Source organism: Streptomyces sulphureus DSM 40104, assembly GCF_000381025.1.
GTDB classification, from domain to species: domain Bacteria; phylum Actinomycetota; class Actinomycetes; order Streptomycetales; family Streptomycetaceae; genus Streptomyces; species Streptomyces sulphureus.
On record NZ_KB905814.1, the window covers coordinates 414,884 to 434,175 of the forward strand.

The window sequence follows — 19,292 nt, forward strand, 5'->3', positions numbered from 1 at the left end:
TCATCGGACGTCCGGCCCCACCGGATCGAAGTGTTCCGGGGCCGGGCCCCGGAACCCTCGGCGAGCGTCAGCCGCGCAGGGCCTGGACCGCGGCCTCCAGACGCTTGCCGAAGTCCGCGTCGGCCTTGCGGAAGTTCTCGATGGCGCGCTGCGCGATGTCGTCGCGCGAGACGCCCGAGATACCCCCGGCGAGGTTGTCGACGAGGCGCTGCTTCTCGTCCTCCGACATCAGCCGGTAGAGGTTCCCCGCCTGGACGAAGTCGTCGTCCTCGGCGTGCACCGCGGCGGGGTGGTCGCCCGTGGTGCCGCTGACCTCGGCGTGGGCCCACAGCGGCTGGTCGGTCTGGGCAGGACCGCCGAAGCTGTTCGGCTCGTAGTTCTTGGTGCCCTCGTGGCGGCCGTCGTACATGACGCCGTCGCGGCCGTAGGTGCGCGCGGTGGTCGCCTTGGTCTCGTTGACGGGCAGCAGGTCGGCGTTGATGCCGACGCGGTAGCGGTGCGCGTCGCCGTAGGCGAAGAGGCGCCCCTGGAGCATCTTGTCCGGGGACGGACCGATGCCGGGCACGAAGTGGTGCGGCGAGAAGATCGACTGCTCGACCTCGGCGAAGATGTTCTTCGGGTTGCGGTTGAGCTCGAGCTTGCCGATCTCGATCGGCGGGTAGTCCTCGTGCGGCCACACCTTCGTGAGGTCGAACGGGTTGAAGCGGTAGGTGGCCGCCTCGGCCGCCGGCATGATCTGCACCTGCACGGTCCAGGTCGGGTAGTCGCCGCGCTCGATCGACTCGCGCAGGTCGCGCTGGTGGCTGTCCGGGTCCTCGCCGGCGAGCTTGTCCGCCTCGGCCTGGGTCAGCGACTTGATGCCCTGGTCGGTCTTGAAGTGGTACTTCACCCAGAAGACCTCGCCCGCGGCGTTGACCCACTGGAAGGTGTGCGAGCCGTAGCCGTTCATGTGGCGGTAGCTCGCGGGGATGCCGCGGTCGCCGTGGAGCCAGGTCACCTGGTGCGTCGACTCCGGCGAAAGCCCCCAGAAGTCCCAGACGTTGTCCGGCTCCTGCGAGCCGGTGTACGGGTCGCGCTTCTGGGTGTGGATGAAGTCGGGGAACTTGATGGCGTCCTTGATGAAGAACACCGGGGTGTTGTTGCCGACGAGGTCGTAGTTGCCCTCTTCGGTGTAGAACTTCAGCGCGAACCCGCGGGGGTCACGCACCGCGTCCGCCGCACCGAGGTTGCCGGCCACGGTGGAGAACCGGAGGAAGGTCTCGGTCTCCTTGCCGACCTCGGAGAGGAACTTGGCCTTCGTGTACTTGGTGACGTCGGCGGTCACCGTGAACTTGCCGTACGCACCTGCGCCGCGAGCGTGGACGATGCGCTCCGGGATGCGCTCGCGGTTGAAGTGCGCGAGCTTCTCCATCAGATGCTGGTCCTGGACCAGGACCGGACCGCCGACACCCGCGGTCTGGCTGTTCTGGTTGTCCGCGACCGGAGCACCGGCTTCCGTGGTCATCGGTCCGGCGTTCTTGTCCTGCACGGTCACGTATGCCTCCTGTGCTTCGATCGTGTCTTTTGCAAACACCGACTGCGATCCTACATTGGACTTTGTCTAAGTCAAGATGAATGCGAAACCCGTACCGCTTCTGAACAGGCACCGTGCGCTGCTATCCTGGGCGGCATGAGTGACCTGCTGGACCGACTCCGTGAACGCGGCTGGCGGCTCACCGCGCAGCGGCGGGTCGTCGCCGAGGTGCTCAACGGCGACCACGTGCACTACACCGCCGACGAGGTACATGCGCACGCCTCCGCACGACTGCCGGAGATCGCCCGCGCCACCGTCTACAACACCCTCAGCGAACTCGTCGCCATCGGCGAGGTCATCGAGGTCAGCACGGACGGCAGGGCGAAGCGGTACGACCCCAACGTCCGCCACAGCCACCAGCACTTGGTCTGCTCGCGTTGCGGCACCATCCGCGATGTCCACCCGCAGGGCGACCCCCTCTCAGCGCTCCCCGAAGACGAACGCTACGGCTTCACCATCTCGGACGCCACGGTGACGTATCGCGGCATCTGCCCCAACTGCGCTTCCTGAGAACCGAGTTCGTGCGGGGCACGCCCGTCCGACGGTTCGGCCCGCATCTTTGAGGGCGGCACCGCCTTCCGCGGTGCCGCCCTTGTGCGTTCCGGTGGCAACGACAATGAGGCCCGGATCAGAAGATCCGGGCCTCATTTCCAAGTAGCGGGGACAGGATTTGAACCTGCGACCTCTGGGTTATGAGCCCAGCGAGCTACCGAGCTGCTCCACCCCGCGCCGTTGTGTGCACAACTCTAACCCCCCTGATCGACACGGGCAAATCCGGGTCGGCGCCGGTCCGTGCCACCGCAATGGCGCGGACCGGCGGAACGGCCCGACTAGGCCGTCAGCTCGGCACGCAGTGCATCGAGCAGCGTCGCCGCACGCTGGCGGACCTCTTCCGGGCCCAGCTCCACGGCGCGGCTGCACCACAGTTGCCCCGCGTCGAGCTCCCCGCGCCGCGAGTGGATCAGCGCGAGCCGCAACGCCGCGCGCCCGTGGCCCGCGTCCGCCGCCCGCTCCCACCACATAGCCGCCTCCGGCTCGCTCCCCTCACGTGCGAGCAGCAGTCCGAGGTTGAACGCCCCGTGCGGGCTGCCTGCCTCTGCGGCGGCGCGGTACCAGCCGGCGGCGTCGACGACCTCGCCACGCGCCGCGGCGCACATCCCCAGACGCACCTGTGCCCGCCTGTGCCCCCGCTCCGCCGCGTACTCGTACCACTCCTCGAACTCCTGCCGCTCCCCCGCCACCGACGACCGACGAGAACCGGAGCGCCCCGCGGACGTCCCCTCGCCCTGCGGTGCGCCGAGCTCCGCAAGCACGCGCTCCAGGAGCGAGCCGAGACGGAAGGCGCCCTCGACGCTGCCCCCGCCGGCCGCGCACCGCAGGTGGCGCTCGGCCTCCTGCGGTGCGCCCTCGCGGACGAGCGCGATGCCGACCTGGAGCGCCGCCTCCGGGTGCCCGGCGGCGGCCGCACGCTCGTACCACATCCGCGCCGTGCGCTCCTGCCGCCGGCCGGCGAAGAGGATGCCGAGGTTGAAGGCCGCGTCGACGCTGCCCGCCTCGGCCGCCTTCGAGAACCACGGCTCCGCGCCCTCGGCGTCGCCGCGCTGGAGCAGCAGGACGGCGAGCGCGTTGGCCGCCTCGCGGTGCCCGGCATAGGCGGCGCGGCGGTACCACTGCTCGGCCTGTGCCGTGCGGCCCTGCGCTGCGCAGAGCAGCCCGAGGTTGAACGCCCCGTTGTCGCAACCGGCTTCGAGCGCCGCGCGGTACCAGCGCTCCGCCGCCTGTCGCTCGCCGCGGTCGGCATGGAGCGCGCCCAGGGCATTGGCGGCGTTGCCGTCGCCCGCCTCGGCGGCGCGGCGCCACCAGGTGACGGCGCCCTCCTCGTCGCCCGCGTCGCGCAGCAGGAAGGCCAGGGCACAGGCCGCCCGCGGCTCCCCGTCGCGCGCCGAGGTGAGGTACCAGCGGCCCGCCTCCTTCAACTCGCCGCGGCGCTCCAGGATGACTCCGAGCCGCAGCGCAGCACGACGGTGCCCGCGGGCGGCCGCCTGCCGGTACCAGCGCTCGGCCTCCTCGGCGGCCGCTCTGCGCTCCTGCTCGCCCCCCTGTTCCGCACGCCCGCTCACCGCACGCCCGACGCGGTACGCCGCCTCGCGGTGGCCGTGCTCGGCCGCCGCGCGGAACCACGCCTCGGCGCCTGCCTCACCGCGGTGGTCGAGGAGGTCGGCGAGAGCGTAGGCGCCCAACGCGTGGCCGGATTCGGCAGCTTGGGTGAGCCAGTAGAGCGCTTCGGGCTCGTCGCCGCGCTCACGCTGGTAGCGGCCCAGCGCGTGGGCTGCGGCTCCGGAGCCGGCCACGGCGGCCTTCCGCCACCAGTCGGACGCCTCCTCCGGGTAGCCCCGCTGGTGCAGCAGGACGCCCAAGTTGTTGGCGGCCGCTCGGTCGCCGGCCGCCGCTGCGCTGCGCAGGTGCGGTTCGGCGCCGTCGAGGTCGCCGCGGCGCAGCAGATGGACACCGAGCCCGCTGTCAGTAGCGGGAGCTTCGGTGCTTCCCTTCTCGGTCAGGCTTCCGCCGAGCCCCCCAGGACCCGCAAGCCGTGCCATGTCCCCCATAACCTCCATCGTCGCACCACCCGCACCCGGCGTACACCTGGTATACCGCGGCCCACGAGGTCACTTCGGCGTTTTGTCGACTTCCCGACACTGAGGTGGCTCAAACCAGATCGACCCATACCGGTCTCCACAATTGAGAAGGACCCGAAGCCAGTTGGCTTCGGGTCCTTCTCAATTTCAGTAGCGGGGACAGGATTTGAACCTGCGACCTCTGGGTTATGAGCCCAGCGAGCTACCGAGCTGCTCCACCCCGCGTCGTTGTGTTCACAACCCTACACCACTCAGAGAGGTGGTCCCGACCAGGTCCCCGCCGGACGGGACCGGGCGGTGTGCACCGCCCGGTCCCGCGGGAGATCAGTCGTTCTTCTGCGCCTCCTCGAGGGCGTCCTCCAGCTCCTTCTGGGCCTTGCCGTACTCCTCCCAGTCGCCCTTCTCAAGGGCTTCCTGACCGGATTCGTACGCGTCCTGGGCGTCCTTCAACGCCTTGTCGACGTTGCCCTTGGAGGGTTGGCCCTCGCCTTGGTCCTGGCCCTGGTCCTGGTCCTGGTCCTGGTCCTGGTCGTTGTCGCCCGACTCGCTCTCGGTGTCGAAGACCTTGTCCAGTGCATCGCTGAGCGTGTTCTCGAACGCGATCTGCTCGCCGTACGTCACCAACACCTTCCGCATGCGTGGATAGTTGGTGCCGGCGCCGCGGACGTACACCGGCTCGACGTAGAGCAGGCCGCCCTCCAACGGGACCGTCATCAGGTTCCCGTACTCGACCTCGGAGTCCCCTCGCTTGAGGAGGTTGATCGACTCCGCGATCTCGGGATCGGAGTTGAACTTGCTCTGCACCTGGGACGGTCCGGAGACCGTGGTGTTCGCCGGCAGTCTCAGGATTCTGATCTTGCCGTACTCCTTGCTTCTCGCGTCGGCTTCCGTCGCCATGAACGCGCCCAGGGTCTCGCGTTTGTTCGGGTTGAACGTCGTCGTCAGCGAGAAGCGCTGCTCGTCCTGGTCCGGCATCTTCATACTGAGGTAGTACGGAGGCACCGAATTGCCCTTGTGCGTCGGGTCGTCCGGGACCTGCCAGCGCTCACTTCCGCTGTAGAACTGCGACGGCGAGGTCACGTGGTAGGTCTGGAGCAGCTCGCGCTGGACCTTGAAGAGGTCCTGCGGGTACCGCAGGTGGTCCATGAGGGAGTCGCTGATCTCGCTCTTCGGCTTGACCGTGTCGGGGAACGCCTTCATCCACGTCTTCAGGACGGGGTCCTTGGTGTCCCACGCGTACATCTCGACGTCGCCGGTGTACGCGTCGACCGTGGCCTTGACCGAGTTGCGGATGTAGTTGACCTGGTTCTGCTGCGCGACGACCGAACGCTGGCCGTCCGTGAGCGAGTCCGCGGTGGTGTCACCGAGCGTCGTACGCGACGAGTACGGGTAGCCGTTGGACGTGGTGTACGCGTCCACGATCCACTTGATCCGGCCGTCGACCACGGCCGGGTACGGGTCGCCGTCGATCGTCGCCCAGGGCGCGACGGACTCCACGCGCTCCTGCGGAGTGCGGTTGTAGAGGATGCGCGAGCCCTCGCCGATCGCCCCCGAGTAGAGGATCTGCGGCTCGCTGAACTTCACCGCGTAGGCAGCCCTGTTGAAGCTGTTCGACAGGTTGACACCGCTCTTCCCGGTGTACGTGTACGACTTCTCGCCCTCGTCGTCCGCGTAGTCGAGCTCCTTCTGCGGGCCGCCGACGATCGAGTACTGGTTCGTCTTCTCGCCGTAGTAGATGCGGCCCTCGTACTTGCCCATCTCGCCCTTGGGCGGGAGGTCCTTCTCGGTGAAGTCGGGAGCGCCGTCCTTGTCCACCTGGGTGCCCTTGGCCGCGACCATGCCGTAGCCGTGGGTGTACTTGAAGTGCTCGTTGATCCAGTTCTTCTCCGGGATGCCGTCCGTGTTGATCTCACGGAGGCCGACCACGGTGTCCCGCTCGTTGCCGTCGTCGTCCTTGTAGCGGTCGACGTCGAGCGTGGCGGGGAACTGGTAGTAACCGCGCACCTGCTGCTTCTGCTGGTACGTGGGCGAGACGACGTTCGGGTCGAGGAGACGGATGCTCGCCGTGGTGTCGGCGGCCTGGCGCAGCTTCTCGTTCGACGCCTTGCTCGTGCCCTGGTAGTCCGTCACCTGCGAGTCCGCGATGTCGTAGGCGTCGCGGGTCGCCTCGATGTTCTTCTTGATGTACGGAGTTTCCTTGGCCTGCTCGTTCGGCTGAACCTGGAACTTCTGCACGATCGCCGGGTAGAGGCCGCCGATCAGGATCGCCGAGAGGACCATCAGGCCGAAGCCGATCACCGGAAGCTGCCAGGTGCGGCGCCACAGGGTGGCGAAGAAGAGCACGGCGCAGATGATCGCGATGATGAAGAGGATCGTCTTCGCCGGTAGATAGGCGTTGGCGTCGACGTACTTCAGGCCCGTCCAGTTGTCCGTCGCCTTGAACTCACCCGACTTGACGGCCAGGCCGTATCTGTCGAGCCAGTACGCGACCGCCTTGAGCGCGACGAACAGGCCGAGCAGCACCGAGAGATGGCCTGTGGCCTGTGCGGTGGCGCGGGCACCGGGGGTCGTGATGCGGAGTCCGCCGTAGAGGTAGTGCACCAGCGCCGCGGCGATGAGCGAGAGGACCGCGGCGGCGAAGCCGAAGCTCAGCAGCGTGCGGTAGAAGGGCAGGTCGAAAGCGTAGAACGAGATGTCCTTGCCGAACTGCGGGTCCTTCTCGCCGAACGAGACCCCGTTGATCCACATGAGGAAGGTGCGCCACTGGCCGGCCGCCGAGGCTCCCGCGATCAGGCCGATGAGCGCCGTGATCCCGAGCAGCACCCACTTCTTGTACGGCGCGAGCCCCATCCGGTACCGGTCGAGGTTCTGCTGCTCCAGCGACATCGCGCTGAGCGGCGGACGGAGCCGGTGCGCCAACCAAATGTTGAAGCCTACGGCGACCGCCATCAGCACGCCGAAGACGGCGAACATACCGATCTTTGTCAGCAGACTCTTTGAGAAGACCGAGCTGTAGTCGACCGATCGGTACCAGAGCCAGTCGGTCCAGAACCCGGCAAACATGACGAAGAGCATGACCAGCACGGCGAGCACGCCCGCTGTCAGCAACAGCGTCCGCGCGCGCCGGGAGGGCCGGCCCACTCTGATCCGTGGTCCGGAAGGAGGGCCTCCTGAGCCCCGATCCGGCATCTGGAAAGCCAAGGTGCGCACCTCGAAGATTCGCAGTGGATGAACGTCGACTGGCGTCGACAACCGTCGACGAACTGGGCCCGCATCGTAAGGCCCACCTAGGCAACTTACTCAAGCTTTACTCAGTTCCCGTTTCCGGGGTCCGACGCGGCACCATATGCACATGAACAACGCCCCCCTTGACGGCACACCGCTCGCCGCCACGCCCCTGACCCGCGCCGTACTGGAGATCGACGAGTACGCCGCGGGCCTCGGCTGGGACCAGCCGGCCCGCCTCTTCGCCCTCGTCGACACCGCCAGGCTCAGAGAGGACGAGCCGGAACTCGCCCAGCAGTTGGGCTTCGACGAGGCGGCCGAGGAGCCGAACGCCTCCCCGCTCACCCCCGTCGAGCAGGACGAACTCCCGCCCGACAACCCGCTCGACGAGTTCCTCGCCACCATCGCGTGGCCCGACTCGGTGGCGGGGTGCGCCCTCACCGTCGAGCGGCTGATGCTTCCGCCCTCGGCTGAATCCTCCGTGCCCGTCGACCTCGACGAGGAGCAGCTCGCCGGCTGGGTCGCCGAGCATCCGGAGCGTCAGGAGGTACGCCTCACCGTCGCGGTGCTCCGCAACGGCGAGCGCGACTCGGCGGTGCGGCTCCGCGAGAAGGACGCGTCCGCCGAAGTGCTCACCGGAGCCGACCTGGTGCCGGGACTCGCCGAAGCGCTCACGGCGACGTTCGAGGAGTGAGCCGGGCGGCCGGGGCGCCCGGGGGCGCTCCGGCTCGTCCCCGCCTCACACGGACGGTTGACGGAGGGACGGCCTGCTGACGGTCAGTGCTCGCTGCACACCGGCAGGTCTGCCGTCTCTCCCGCGCGGATCTTCTTGAGCGACTCCATCGCCTGGTCCATGGTGCCCGTCTCGACGAGCGTGAGGCCGTCCGGCTTGGTCTTCGCCGCGGTGTGGCAGTTGCCCTTCGGCGTCAGGAAGAACTCGGCGCCCTCGTCTCGGGCCGCGATCGTCTTCATCTGGATGCCGCCGATCTCACCGACCTTGCCGTCGTCGTCGATGGTTCCGGTTCCGGCGATGAAGTGGCCGCCCGTGAGGTCGTGTTCCGAGAGCTTGTCGACGAGGCCGAGGGCGAACATCAGACCCGCGCTGGGGCCCCCGACGTCGTGGAGCGTGATGTTGATCTTGAACGGGAAGGTGTGCGCGGTCCCCGGCTGGATGCCGACGATCGCCCGTCCGTCCTCCGGCTCCTCCTTCGTCCGCACCGTCACCTCGCGCTCGTCCGCGGGGTCCGGCTCCTCGCCCGCCTTCTCGGCCCGCTTCGCCTCCTTCGCGGGGATCAGCGAGAAGGTGACGGACTCCCCCGGTTTCCTGTCGCTCACCAGCTTCGCCACCTGCTGCGGTTTGCGGACGGCCGTGCCGTCGACGGCCCTGATGACGTCGCCCGCGTGGAGCGTGCCGTGCGCGGGGCTGTCCTTCACGACGGAGCTGACGATCGTCCGCGCCGGGACGTCGTGGCCGAGTTCGCGGAGTGCGACCACCTTCGCGCTCTCCTGGGAGGTGTTGAACTCTTCCGCGTTCTCCTCGTTCACTTGCTGCGCCGACTTGTTGTCGGGGTAGACGGTCGAGTACGGGACGACGATCGTGTCCGAATTGAGCCACCCGCCGACGGCGCCGATGATGCTCATCCGGTACTCCGAGTTGGTCACCCGGACCGTCGTCATGTTGAGGTGACCGGTCGTCTTGTGTGCCATGCCCTTCGGCACCTGGAGGACCGTCTCGCCGTGGCCCTTGGTGAGGGTGTTGTACGTCGGTCCCGGCGACATCTTGGCGTAGGGCTCCCTGATGAGCATCGCCGCGCACAGCAGCGCTATCAGCAGGAGAGTCGACGTCAGCAGGGTCGCGGTGCGGCGAGGCATGGCACGACAGTACGGTAAGCGACCGTCAGTCGGCGGTCCGGGCCCTGTTCTCGGCGGCCGAACAGGCGGTCACAGGCGAGCGTTCCGCCTCCCGGACGGCGTCCTCCGACGAGGTGGCAGGGTCGGCGCTCGACCGCTCCATCGCCGCACGGAACCGCTCGTACCCCGCGACCCCCGCGGCGTCCGGAGCCTTGCCCCGGCGGCGGCCCATCCAACTGCTCCACGCCCCGGTGATGACAGCGGCTGCGACCGGGATCAACAACCACGCGAGAGCTGCCATCGAGACCTCCCGACTCTCGTAGGTGGCCACACCCGATGAACTGGTGTGATCGATCACAAGATTACCGCCGGGAGCCTGAAGTCGCCGCCTCGGGGAAGGTTGCGCGCCCCCGCGCACACCGGGGGTGAGCTGCGTGTTCGTCGCTCGCGGCCGTGCCGTCGTCCTCCGGCCGGACGAGGGCGATTACTGCGCCCCGACCCACTCCTGCGAGCCGTCGCCGAACTCCTGGTGTTTCCAGAGGGGCACCTGTGCCTTGAGTTCGTCGATGAGGCGGCGGCATGCCTCGAACGCCTCCGCGCGGTGCGGGCAGGAGACGGCGACGACGACGGCGAGGTCGCCGACCGAGAGGTCCCCCACCCGGTGCACCGCGGCGAGCGCGCGCACCGGGTAGTCGGCGGCTACCTTCTCGGCGACCCTGCGCAGCTCTTCCTCCGCCGTCGGGTGCGCGGAGTAGGCGAGCGCGGCGACGTCGGAGCCGCCGTCGTGGTTGCGGACCGTGCCGGCGAAGAGCGCTGTGCCGCCTGCCGCCCCGTCCTGTACCGCGGCGAAGACCTCGTCGACGGAGAGCGGCGCGGAGCGGACCTCCAGCAGTCGGATCGGCTCCGGGGCAGCCGCTTCACCAGGGTGTTCGTACATCTGCGCCATGGCGCTCATGCTGCCGTACGCACGCGTGATTCGGAACTCCTCACAGACCGCGGCGTCTGCGGGCGCGACGGACCAGCGCGGCCGTGCCGAGGAGAGCGACCGTCGCGCCGGCAGCACCGGCCGCCGTCGCCGCCTCCGTGCGTCCGAGTCGCCTGCCGGCGACCGTGTGCCTGCCGGCGACCTCGTCGAGGAGCGCGGCGAGAACCTCCTCGTTGGTCCACTCCGGACGCCAACCGGCGTCGTGCAGCCGGCTGGCGCTGACGACCCAGGGATACATCGTGTACGCGAGGTCGCCTGCCGGGGACGGCGTGATGCCGAGACGGTGCAGCCGCGAGGCGGCGCCGAGCGCGACGGAGGACGGCAGCTCCATGCGCCGGGTGTCGGTGAGCCCCTCCACCTCCTCCTGGTCCAGCCATCCTTCGCAGCCGACGACGGCCTCGCCCTCGATCTTCTCCAGCACCGCGTACTCCAGGGCCCCGACGAGGTCCTCGACGTGGCAGAACTGCCAACGCGGCTCGGAGCCGGCGACGACGAGGAGCCGCGGCGACTCGAAGTACCGGGTGAGCGCGGTGTCGGTACCGGCACCCACGAGTACCGCAGGCCGCAGCACCGTGACGTTGAGCCCGGGGTGCGCACGGGGCGCGCGCTGCGCGAGGCGCTCGATCTCCAGGAGGTCGCCGACGCCCGTGGCGTCGGCGGTGGCGCGCAGCTCGGAGTCCTCGGCGAGCGGGACGTCGTTGTCGGGGAGCGCCCCGTAGACCATCGACGAGGTGCAGAGCACTACGCGACGCACCCCGGCGGCCGCCGCAGCAGTGAGTACGGTCTGCGTTCCGCGCACGTTGTAGGCGGTGCGGGCCGCGGCGTCGCCCTCGATGTCGAGGTCGATCGCGAGGTGGACGACGACGTCGACGGGTTTGCCGTCCCTGCGCAGGCGATCGGCGATGGCGGGGTCGCGCACGTCGAGGGTGTGCCACTCGACGCCCTCCACCTCGCCCCGGCACTCGTCGAGGGCGAGGACCTCCTTCACCTCGGGAGAGGCAGCCAGCCGTTCCGCGAGCAGCGCGCCGACGCCGGCGCCGGCTCCCGTGACGGCGACGGCCGGGGTTCGCGCTGCGCGAACGTAGGACTCGGAGGAACTCACCGGGCTTCTCCAGTGGTTGTTCTGGTACGAGGTGCGCAGGCTCCATCCTGCCTGACGGGTGTCTAGGCTGGAGGCAGAGGCCACCAGATCGCATGGATGATCCAGGAACCGTTGAAGACCGTCCGACGACACAGAGCCGAGGAAACCCGTGAGTGACCAGCCATTCGGATTCGGCGTACCTCCCGAGGAGCCCGAGGACGGAAACGAACGCGACAAGCAGCAGGGCGGCAAGGGCGACTCCGGCAACTCCCCCGACCCCTTCGGCTTCGGCGGCCAGGGGCTCGGCGGTTCGGGAGCCGCGGGGAATCCGCTCGCCGCGATGTTCGGCTCGGGCGCCCAGGGCGGATTCGACCCGAACGACCTCGGCGCCGCCTTCCAGAAGCTCGGCCAGATGCTCTCCTACGAGGGCGGGCCCGTGAACTGGGACATGGCGAAGGACATCGCCCGCCAGACCGTGGCCGCCGGCGCCCAGAACGGCAGCAAGGACGCCAGCGTGAGCCCGCAGGAGCAGAGCGCCGTCGAGGAGGCGGTGCGTCTCGCGGACCTCTGGCTCGACGGCGTCACCTCCCTCCCGTCCGGCTCGGGAGCGGCCGTCGCCTGGAGCAGGGCCGAGTGGATCGAGTCGACGCTGCCGGCGTGGAAGGAGCTCGTGGACCCGGTCGCCGAGCGGGTCGGCGCCGCCATGGGCGACGTCCTTCCCGAGGAGATGCAGGCGATGGCAGGGCCGCTCCTCGGGATGATGCGGCAGATGGGCGGCGCCATGTTCGGCACCCAGATCGGGCAGGCGCTCGGGGTGCTCGCCGGCGAGGTCGTCGGCTCCAGCGACGTCGGGCTGCCGCTCGGTCCTTCAGGCAAGGCAGCGCTCCTTCCCCGGAACGTCGAGGCGCTCGGCGAGGGGCTCGACGTTCCGCTCGAGGAGGTCCGCCTGTACCTGGCGCTCCGCGAGGCCGCGCACCAGAGGCTCTTCGCCCACGTCCCGTGGCTGCGCTCGCACCTCTTCGGAGCGGTCGATGGGTACGCACGAGGGATCAAGGTCGACACCGCCAAGCTCGAGGACGTCGTCGGGCAGCTCGATCCGCAGCGGCCCGAGGAGATCCAGGAGGCGCTCCAGCAGGGCATGTTCCAGCCGGAGGACACCCCCGAGCAGAAGGCAGCTCTCGCCCGGCTGGAGACGGCGCTCGCCCTCGTCGAGGGCTGGGTCGACGCAGTGGTGCACTCCGCTGCGCAGCCGCACCTGCCCTCGGCCGACGCCCTCCGCGAGACGCTCCGTCGCAGGCGGGCGACGGGCGGCCCGGCGGAGCAGACCTTCGCCACCCTCATCGGCCTCGAACTCCGGCCGCGCAGACTCCGCGACGCCTCCCGGCTGTGGGCCTCGCTCGCCGACGCGCGCGGTGCCGAAGGCCGCGACGGCCTCTGGGCCCACCCGGACATGCTCCCGACCGCTGCCGACCTCGACGACCCCGACGGCTTCGTCCACCGCGAGCAGCCCGACTTCTCCGAGCTCGACAAGATGCTCGGCGACGCGGCAGCGGGGCGCTCCCCTTCCGGCGAGGAGCAGGGCCCCGAGGAGGACCAGTCGAAGAACAAGGACGACGAGGGCGAAGGCGACCGGTGACGCTCCACGCCGACGCCCGTACGACGCTGGGCAGTTGGCCCGCGCCCGACGCGGGGCAGGAGGAGTTGCGGCTCGCCTACCTCGACCACCTGTCGACGTATCCGGACGGCATGTGGAGGGCGTGCGCCCCTGGGCATCTCACCGCGAGCGCGCTCGTCGTCGACCCGGAGCGGGAGCGGGTGCTCCTCACCCTGCACCGCAAGCTGCGGATGTGGCTCCAGATGGGCGGCCACTGCGAGCCGGCCGACGCCTCGCTCGCCGCGGTGGCGGAACGGGAGGCCGCCGAGGAGTCGGGGATCGAAGGGCTGCGGCTGCTTCCGGGCGGTCCCGTCCGCCTCGATCGTCACGCGACGCCGTGCGCCTGGCACCTCGATGTCCAGTACGCGGCCGTGGCACCGCGCGGCGCAGGGGAGCGGATCAGTGAGGAGTCGCTGGCGCTGCGGTGGTATGCGTACGACGAGGTCGGCGAGGTCGCGGACGCGTCCGTGACGCGTCTGCTGGAGCGGACGCTCGCCGTGCTCTGAAGTGCTCGGCGCCCAGGCCGCGTCACGGCTCGGCGTCGGCCGCCGGCTCCTCGGGGTCGCCGCGGTTGCTCGCCCCGTCGCCCGCTCGGTACGGGAGCCGGTCCGCCGCTGCGACGCCCTCCAGGAAACCGCGGGCCCTCTCGGTGCGGGGATAGACGTCGAGGAGCTCCCAGAACTGCGGCCCGTGCCCGGGGACGAGCAGGTGGGCGAGTTCGTGGAGCAGGACGTAGTCCACGACGTACTCGGGCATGCCCTGGAGCCGGTGGGAGAGGCGGATGCTGCCCTCGGCCGGGGTGCAGGAGCCCCAGCGCGTGTTCTGGTTGGTGACCCAGCGGACGGAGGCGGGACGCGCGCGGCCGGAGAGGTACTGCTCGCTGAGCCGGGCGGCGCGCTGCGCCAACTCCCCGTCGCCCAGCATGCGCCGGCTCTCCTGAGCAGCGAGCTTGCGCAGCATCGTGTCGACCCAGCGGGCCTCCTCGTCCGCCGACATCCTGGCCGGGATCAGCACGACCGTACGGTCTCCCTCGCGGTACGCGGAGACCGTACGACGACGGCGGGCGCTTCGACGCACCTCCACCGCACGTTTGCTGGCGCTCTTCGGCGGGTCGGCGGACACGTGAAGACGTTACCTGTTGGCGGCGGCCCAAGTCCCGGGCACCGGCACTTCTCGGGGCAAAAGCCACCCAACACGGAGTGCCGGTACGACTATTGAGCGGGCTTGTGGACTACTCTCTGCAAGATCCCGTCACAGCGTGCATCCTGTCTGTCGTGGGCGTCACACCGCGCCCACCGAACGACGGGGGTTCACCATGCATCCGATGATCAAGCCTGCCCTGCGCCGCGGTTGGCGGGACCGCCAGACCGTCCAGTACGGCGTCACCGCGGCCCATGCGCTGCTCCTCGGCCCGGTCGACAACGCCACGGCCGCCTTGCTCGACCTCTTCGACGGCACCCGCAGCATGGACCAGCTACGCAACGAGGCCCGACGTCTCGGCGTACGCCCGGAGAAGGCCGACCACATCGCGGAACGTCTCGCGCTCCAGGGCGCGTTGGACGACGCCACGTACGACCGCGAAGCCTCCGCCAGCATCGGCGAGGGCTTGCGCGCCGACCTCGCCTCGCTCACAGCCGTCCACCGCGGGCCGGGGTCGGGGGTGCGCAGGCTCTCCGCCCGGCGGCACGTGAAGGTCCAGGTACGGGGCGCGGGGAAGGTCGGCGCCTCGGTCGCGGCGACGCTCTCCGCCGCGGGGGTCGGTCAAGTCGAAGTAGTGGACGGCGGCGTGGTCGAACCGTGGGACACCTCGCCTGCGGGGCTCTCGCCCGAGCAGGTCGGCAGCCGTAGGGACGCGGCAGCGCGCTCCGTCGTGCGCCGGACCAAGCAGGCGAAGGGCGGAACCCAGAGCCCGGTGTCGCTGGTGATCGTCACACCGCGGGACGGCCTGGACGCCTTCGCGCCCGACCCCCGCGCGAACGAGCGGTTCGTCGCCGCGGGCACACCGCACCTCTTCGGCGGGGTCGTCGAAGGAACGGGCGTCGTGGGTCCGTTGGTGCTTCCCGGACGGTCGCCCTGCGCCGAGTGCCTGCTGCGCGCCAACGCCGTCCGGGAACCGAGCTGGCCTCTCGTCGTGGGGCAGTGGCGCACCGCAGCACGGCGCCGGGCGGGCGTCCCTCCGTGCGACACCGCGCTCGCCACGCTCGTCTCCGGCGCCGTGACGTCCCACGCGCTGAGCTTCGTGGACGGCGACGGCGCCTGCTGCGCGGGTTACCGCATGCGCTTCACGCTCCCTCACCTCCTCTCCGACACCGATCTCGTCGCCCCGCACCCCGAGTGCCCATGCGGTGCAGCTTCCGTACCGGAGGAGGCCGAAGCGGACCATCCGGCCCTGAGCACCCCCACAATGGCCGGGTAGTCGGATCGCAGGGGTCCGTCCGTTCCCGACGGCGCATCAAGGGAGTTGAAGGTTCAGATGACACCCCGCCCCCGCGTGGCGGCAGTCCGCTCCGCAGACGCCCTCGCGAGGAGGTACGAGCCACCCTCCCCGCCCATGCCGCTCGAGCGGGGCACCGTTCTCACGGCGCGTCAGCAGTGCGCGTCTCCGCGGGTCTCCCTCTCCGCGCCGGCGCAGCATCCGGGCAGCCCCGTGCCGGCCCGGCGCCGCGCAGCCCTCCGCACGCCCACCACAGGGGAAGGACCTGCACATGTCTGACCTGCCGCGCAAGGCAGTCACCAGAACGGCGAAGCTCGCCGCTCTGCCCCTGGGGTTCGCCGGCCGAGCGGCGCAGGGCCTCGGCAAGCGCCTCACCGGCGGCTCGCTGGAGACCATCACCACCGAGCTCCAGAAGCGTACGGCCGACCAACTCTTCGCCACATTGGGAGAGTTGAAGGGCGGGGCGATGAAGGTCGGGCAGGCGCTCTCGGTCTTCGAGTCCGCGTTGCCGGAGGAGATGACGGCTCCCTATCGCGCGACCCTCACCAAACTCCAGGAGTCGGCGCCGCCCATGCCCTCGGACACGGTGCATTCCGTCCTGCGGGAGAACCTCGGCGAGGACTGGCGGGAACACTTCACCGAGTTCGAGGAGAAGCCCGCGGCCGCCGCTTCGATCGGCCAGGTGCACCATGCCGTCTGGCACGACGGGCGGGAGGTCGCGGTGAAGGTGCAGTACCCGGGAGCCGGATCGGCACTGATGTCCGATCTTTCCCAACTCGGCCTCTTCGCCAGAGCGTTGAGCCCCCTCGTCCCCGGTCTCGACATCAACCCGCTCCTCTCCGAGCTGCGTTCCCGGGTCACCGAGGAGCTCGACTACGCGCTGGAGGCCGAAGCCCAGTCGACGTACGCGGCCGAGTTCGCCGACGACGACGAAGTCCTGATCCCCGACGTCGTTGCACAGGCCGAGCATGTACTCGTCTCGGAGTGGCTCGACGGTGTCCCCCTGGCGGAGGTGATAAACGACGGCAGGCAGGCGGAACGCGACCGGGCCGGCCAACTCCTCGCGCATTTCCTCTTCTCGGGAACGAGCCGCACCGGCCTCCTCCATGCCGACCCGCACCCGGGTAACTTCCGCTTGCTCACCGGTGGTTCGGAGGACCCGTCCCGGTGGCGCCTCGGGGTCATGGACTTCGGCACCGTCGACCGGCTGCCGGAGGGGCTTCCACCGACGATCGGAATCGCCTTGCGGCTGGCGCTCGCAGAGGAAGCGGAGGCTGTCCATGAGCTGCTGCGTGCGGAGGGCTTCGTCAAGGAGCACATAGAACTCGATCCGCCGGAGGTGCTGCAGAGCCTGCTGCCGATCATCGCTCCGGCCGGGGCGGACTCCTTCACCTTCGACCGTGCCTGGATGCGCGGCCAGGCTGCACGACTCGCCGATCCCCGATCCCCCGCCCATCAACTCGGCAGGCGCCTGAACCTTCCGCCTTCCTACCTGCTGATACATCGGGTGACGCTCAGCACCATCGGCGTGCTGTGCCAGCTCGGCGCAACGGTCAGGCTTCGGGAGGAACTCCGAGCCTGGGTCCCGGGGTTCGCGGAGGAAGACGCCCTCTGGAAGCGGCGGCGCTCGGGGGTTGCGGGCGAGCGACCGGAGTGCGTGGAAGACCTCGTTGGCAAAACGCCGGGCGCCGGGGAGGAGCAGTCGTTGGTCGAGGAAGCGCCTGACGCAGAGCCGCATGTCGGTACGGAGTCCGCCCGCACGCCACCGTCGTCGCCTTCCGAGAAGGGCGGGGACAGCGAGCAGGGAGCGGCTTCGAAGGAGCAACCGAAGTCAGTGCCCGTGGTGCCTCCGCCGAGAGAAGGCCGCGGCTTCGAGGCGGGGCAGAATGCCGCTGTCGAGAAGGCGAGTTCACCCGCGGAAGGGAGCCACGTCGAGCTGTTGACGGACGCCAGTGACTCTCGCGGTGACCCGGGTCCGAGCCGTATCGGCAAGGACGAGCCCGGCGCGGCGATACCCGACGAACAGACGGGTCGGTCGGGTCGCTCGCCGGCGGACGCCGTACAGAGAGGGGAGACGCCCGACGGGCCCGACGTCTGACGCCGGAGCACTCTGCCGACAGTCAGACCTCTCCGCCCGCGGACGACTGCCAGGGAGCCAAGCCGGCTCTTACTGGGCGGACGGTTCTCCTGGGACTTGCAGAGTCGCAGTGGGTCGCCGGCCTTGGACACGCTCAAGCCTGATGGGTCATGCTCAAGTCGCCGCGGGCTCTCTGTCGTTCGACTGCACCAGAACTCGTCGGTAGTCCGTCTTCGGAGACGGGGCCGGGAAGGGCCGTTTTCCGATCGCCCGCAGAGGCGGGCGGCTCCTTCCCGCGGCCCCTCGGCGCCGGCCCCTCACCAAGCGGGCTTCGAGGAACGCAGTGGGGGCCGAGGATGAGTCCCCGGCCCCCTCCCCCGTGTCCGCGGCGGGCTGTCGAGCCCCCGCGGGGATCGGACGGGCGCCTCGCGGCGGCACCGCCCGTGGTCGAAGCGTCGACGGCGGGCGCCTTACGGCGCGCGGCGACGGCGGTTACTGCATGACGGCCATGGCGAGCGCCCGGCGGGCGCGCAACGCCGCGCGTTCTGCGCGCCGTTGCAGTCGCCGAGCCGTGACGAGGCGGAGAGCCCGGCGTTCGGACTCGGCCTCGTGCAGGCGCTGCTCCATATGGGAGCGCGCCATGGTCTCGGGCATGAGTTGCATATCTCGGGTCCTGTTCTGTCGCGTCTCCTGCGCCACGGCGTGCGTGGTCGTGGAGGCGTGGAGGGAAGTCATCGTGCGTTCCTGCTCAATGTGTTGACGGATGCGCGGGGCCCGCGCGTGGGGGCGGTCGAGCGTTCCCAAGGCGGGATGCCGACGGCCCGTCGTCCTGCTGCGCGTGCTCACGCCGCGACCGGGTTCTTGCGGGGACGGCCACGCGGCCGCTTCCTCGGTACGACCACGCCCTGGACGAAGAGCTCTCCGCCCCAGACGCCCCAGGGCTCCCGCCGTTCCTTGGCTCCCGCGAGGCATGCCTCACGCAGCGGACAGGTCTGGCACAGAGACTTGGCGTACTCGACGTCGGCCGGGGCCTCGGCGAAGAAGACCTCGGGGTCGTAGGAGTGGCAGGGCACATCTACACCCAGGCGCTCGATGGCATCGTCGAGCTCGGTGAGGGTGATCTGCGGGGCGGTCAAGGAGTCCTCCGTGGTGGCGTCGGGCGAAGCGGCGAGTCCGGCGCGCAGGGTCCCGGACGGGGTGTCGAGCTGGGCGGCGGCGGACCGGTCGGTCTGGGCGGACAGGGTGTGCGATTGGGGATGCACTGTCGTTCGTCCTCGTCTGTTGATGTCTGTTGTCTTGTCGCTCCGGCTGGTGGCCGGTCGGGGCAAACAGAAGGGCCGCGGAATCCCGGTGTGGGTTTCCGCGGCCCTGGAAGGTGCCGACCTGATCTCGCCGATCAGGCTGGTTCTCTCCAAGGTTTGAGGCCACGGAAGGCCCGCATGGACTGGCGCCGCTTCTGGTGCGCGTCAGCACCCTCGGCAGCAAGCGCAAACGCATAGGCCGGTGCCCATACGGGTGCTGCCACAAGTGCCGTCGTCGGTCGCTCACTGCCGCCCAGGACGCCACGGATGTGCCCGATGCCGGACAGACCGGTGGCCTTGAGGCGGGAGCCGATTCCACAGAGGTCAACGACCGAGTTGACGGTCACTTTCTGGTTCCTCATGAGCTCAATCACGTGTCGTCGCCTCCTCTCGGCAGCTCGGGACAGGGCCGCCAGGCCCGATCCGGAAGTTTTACAGGGTCCAGTACAGCACGGAATCGGCAGGAGCGGAAAGC

At 69.8% G+C, this 19,292-nt stretch carries 17 protein-coding genes and 2 tRNA genes; 6 read left to right on the forward strand and 13 right to left on the reverse strand.

Annotated elements, in window-relative coordinates; translation table 11 throughout:
- Positions 1-67: 67 nt before the first annotated feature.
- A complete protein-coding gene (locus tag F603_RS0106105) occupies positions 68-1,534 on the reverse strand; it encodes a catalase (protein WP_019545127.1) in 1,467 nt (488 codons plus the stop codon).
- Between the two features lie 135 nt (positions 1,535-1,669).
- Between F603_RS0106105 and F603_RS0106110 the strand changes: the two genes are divergently transcribed.
- A complete protein-coding gene (locus tag F603_RS0106110) occupies positions 1,670-2,083 on the forward strand; it encodes a Fur family transcriptional regulator (RefSeq protein ID WP_019545128.1) in 414 nt (137 codons plus the stop codon).
- A 145-nt stretch (positions 2,084-2,228) separates the two neighbouring features.
- Here F603_RS0106110 and F603_RS0106115 read toward each other — a convergent pair.
- From F603_RS0106115 to F603_RS0106130, 4 genes are all read right to left on the reverse strand, one after another.
- Positions 2,229-2,302 (reverse strand) — tRNA-Met (locus tag F603_RS0106115).
- Between the two features lie 101 nt (positions 2,303-2,403).
- Complete coding sequence (locus F603_RS0106120) at positions 2,404-4,188, reverse strand: tetratricopeptide repeat protein (protein ID WP_425426948.1); 1,785 nt, start codon at positions 4,186-4,188, stop codon at positions 2,404-2,406.
- A gap of 172 nt (positions 4,189-4,360) precedes the next feature.
- Positions 4,361-4,434 (reverse strand) — tRNA-Met (locus F603_RS0106125).
- A gap of 99 nt (positions 4,435-4,533) precedes the next feature.
- Positions 4,534-7,398, reverse strand: a complete 2,865-nt coding sequence (locus tag F603_RS0106130) for a UPF0182 family membrane protein (protein ID WP_245600723.1) — start codon at positions 7,396-7,398, stop codon at positions 4,534-4,536.
- Positions 7,399-7,561: 163 nt separating this feature from the next.
- Here F603_RS0106130 and F603_RS0106135 point away from each other — a divergent pair, with 163 nt between their 5' ends.
- Positions 7,562-8,128: a PPA1309 family protein gene (locus F603_RS0106135; protein WP_026328177.1), complete on the forward strand. Its 567-nt coding sequence runs from the start codon at positions 7,562-7,564 to the stop codon at positions 8,126-8,128.
- Between the two features lie 83 nt (positions 8,129-8,211).
- Here the strand turns inward: F603_RS0106135 and F603_RS0106140 are convergent, their stop codons facing one another.
- From F603_RS0106140 to F603_RS0106155, 4 genes are all read right to left on the reverse strand, one after another.
- Complete coding sequence (locus tag F603_RS0106140) at positions 8,212-9,306, reverse strand: YlbL family protein (protein WP_019545131.1); 1,095 nt, start codon at positions 9,304-9,306, stop codon at positions 8,212-8,214.
- A gap of 25 nt (positions 9,307-9,331) precedes the next feature.
- Positions 9,332-9,586, reverse strand: a complete 255-nt coding sequence (locus tag F603_RS0106145; RefSeq protein ID WP_245600697.1) for a hypothetical protein — start codon at positions 9,584-9,586, stop codon at positions 9,332-9,334.
- Between the two features lie 183 nt (positions 9,587-9,769).
- Positions 9,770-10,231: a molybdenum cofactor biosynthesis protein MoaE gene (locus F603_RS0106150; protein ID WP_037955456.1), complete on the reverse strand. Its 462-nt coding sequence runs from the start codon at positions 10,229-10,231 to the stop codon at positions 9,770-9,772.
- Positions 10,232-10,271: 40 nt separating this feature from the next.
- Positions 10,272-11,372, reverse strand: coding sequence for an SDR family oxidoreductase (locus tag F603_RS0106155; RefSeq protein WP_019545134.1), 1,101 nt, complete (start codon positions 11,370-11,372; stop codon positions 10,272-10,274).
- A gap of 148 nt (positions 11,373-11,520) precedes the next feature.
- Here F603_RS0106155 and F603_RS0106160 point away from each other — a divergent pair, with 148 nt between their 5' ends.
- Together F603_RS0106160 and F603_RS0106165 are read left to right on the forward strand one after the other, a co-directional pair.
- Positions 11,521-12,987, forward strand: coding sequence for a zinc-dependent metalloprotease (locus F603_RS0106160; protein WP_019545135.1), 1,467 nt, complete (start codon positions 11,521-11,523; stop codon positions 12,985-12,987).
- Positions 12,984-13,511 (forward strand): NUDIX hydrolase, encoded by a 528-nt coding sequence (locus F603_RS0106165; protein WP_019545136.1) that lies wholly within the window; start codon positions 12,984-12,986, stop codon positions 13,509-13,511. Before F603_RS0106160 ends, F603_RS0106165 begins: the two co-directional genes overlap by 4 nt.
- Positions 13,512-13,533: 22 nt before the next feature.
- On the opposite strand, the gene F603_RS0106170 is transcribed toward F603_RS0106165, so the two are convergent.
- A complete protein-coding gene (locus F603_RS0106170) occupies positions 13,534-14,127 on the reverse strand; it encodes a M48 metallopeptidase family protein (protein WP_019545137.1) in 594 nt (197 codons plus the stop codon).
- A gap of 193 nt (positions 14,128-14,320) precedes the next feature.
- On the opposite strand from F603_RS0106170, the gene F603_RS31640 reads away from it, so the two are divergent.
- Both F603_RS31640 and F603_RS31645 read left to right on the forward strand, forming a co-directional pair.
- On the forward strand, positions 14,321-15,421 hold the full coding sequence (locus F603_RS31640; RefSeq protein WP_019545138.1) for a ThiF family adenylyltransferase: 1,101 nt from the start codon (positions 14,321-14,323) through the stop codon (positions 15,419-15,421).
- A gap of 289 nt (positions 15,422-15,710) precedes the next feature.
- Complete coding sequence (locus tag F603_RS31645; RefSeq protein WP_019545139.1) at positions 15,711-17,537, forward strand: AarF/UbiB family protein; 1,827 nt, start codon at positions 15,711-15,713, stop codon at positions 17,535-17,537.
- Positions 17,538-18,008: 471 nt separating this feature from the next.
- Here F603_RS31645 and F603_RS31650 read toward each other — a convergent pair whose 3' ends face one another.
- The 3 genes from F603_RS31650 to F603_RS34625 form a co-directional block, all read right to left on the reverse strand.
- Positions 18,009-18,362 (reverse strand): hypothetical protein, encoded by a 354-nt coding sequence (locus F603_RS31650; protein WP_425426949.1) that lies wholly within the window; start codon positions 18,360-18,362, stop codon positions 18,009-18,011.
- Positions 18,359-18,700 carry a WhiB family transcriptional regulator gene (locus tag F603_RS0106190; RefSeq protein WP_026328179.1) on the reverse strand — a complete coding sequence of 114 codons (342 nt, stop codon included), beginning with the start codon at positions 18,698-18,700 and terminating at the stop codon, positions 18,359-18,361. Before F603_RS0106190 ends, F603_RS31650 begins: the two co-directional genes overlap by 4 nt.
- Before the next feature lie 212 nt (positions 18,701-18,912).
- Positions 18,913-19,191: a hypothetical protein gene (locus F603_RS34625; RefSeq protein WP_245600698.1), complete on the reverse strand. Its 279-nt coding sequence runs from the start codon at positions 19,189-19,191 to the stop codon at positions 18,913-18,915.
- Positions 19,192-19,292 lie beyond the last annotated feature (101 nt).

Bases quoted from the DNA above. Each gene is read 5' to 3' on its own strand.
- F603_RS31645 (WP_019545139.1), top strand. From the start codon at position 15,711: ATGTCTGACCTGCCGCGCAAGGCAGTCACCAGAACGGCGAAGCTCGCC.
- F603_RS0106135 (WP_026328177.1), top strand. From the start codon at position 7,562: ATGAACAACGCCCCCCTTGACGGCACACCGCTCGCCGCCACGCCCCTG.
- F603_RS31640 (WP_019545138.1), top strand. From the start codon at position 14,321: ATGCATCCGATGATCAAGCCTGCCCTGCGCCGCGGTTGGCGGGACCGC.
- F603_RS0106130 (WP_245600723.1), bottom strand. From the start codon at position 7,398: ATGCCGGATCGGGGCTCAGGAGGCCCTCCTTCCGGACCACGGATCAGA.
- F603_RS0106120 (WP_425426948.1), bottom strand. From the start codon at position 4,188: ATGGAGGTTATGGGGGACATGGCACGGCTTGCGGGTCCTGGGGGGCTC.
- F603_RS0106150 (WP_037955456.1), bottom strand. From the start codon at position 10,231: ATGGCGCAGATGTACGAACACCCTGGTGAAGCGGCTGCCCCGGAGCCG.
- F603_RS0106110 (WP_019545128.1), top strand. From the start codon at position 1,670: ATGAGTGACCTGCTGGACCGACTCCGTGAACGCGGCTGGCGGCTCACC.
- F603_RS0106145 (WP_245600697.1), bottom strand. From the start codon at position 9,586: ATGGCAGCTCTCGCGTGGTTGTTGATCCCGGTCGCAGCCGCTGTCATC.
- F603_RS0106140 (WP_019545131.1), bottom strand. From the start codon at position 9,306: ATGCCTCGCCGCACCGCGACCCTGCTGACGTCGACTCTCCTGCTGATA.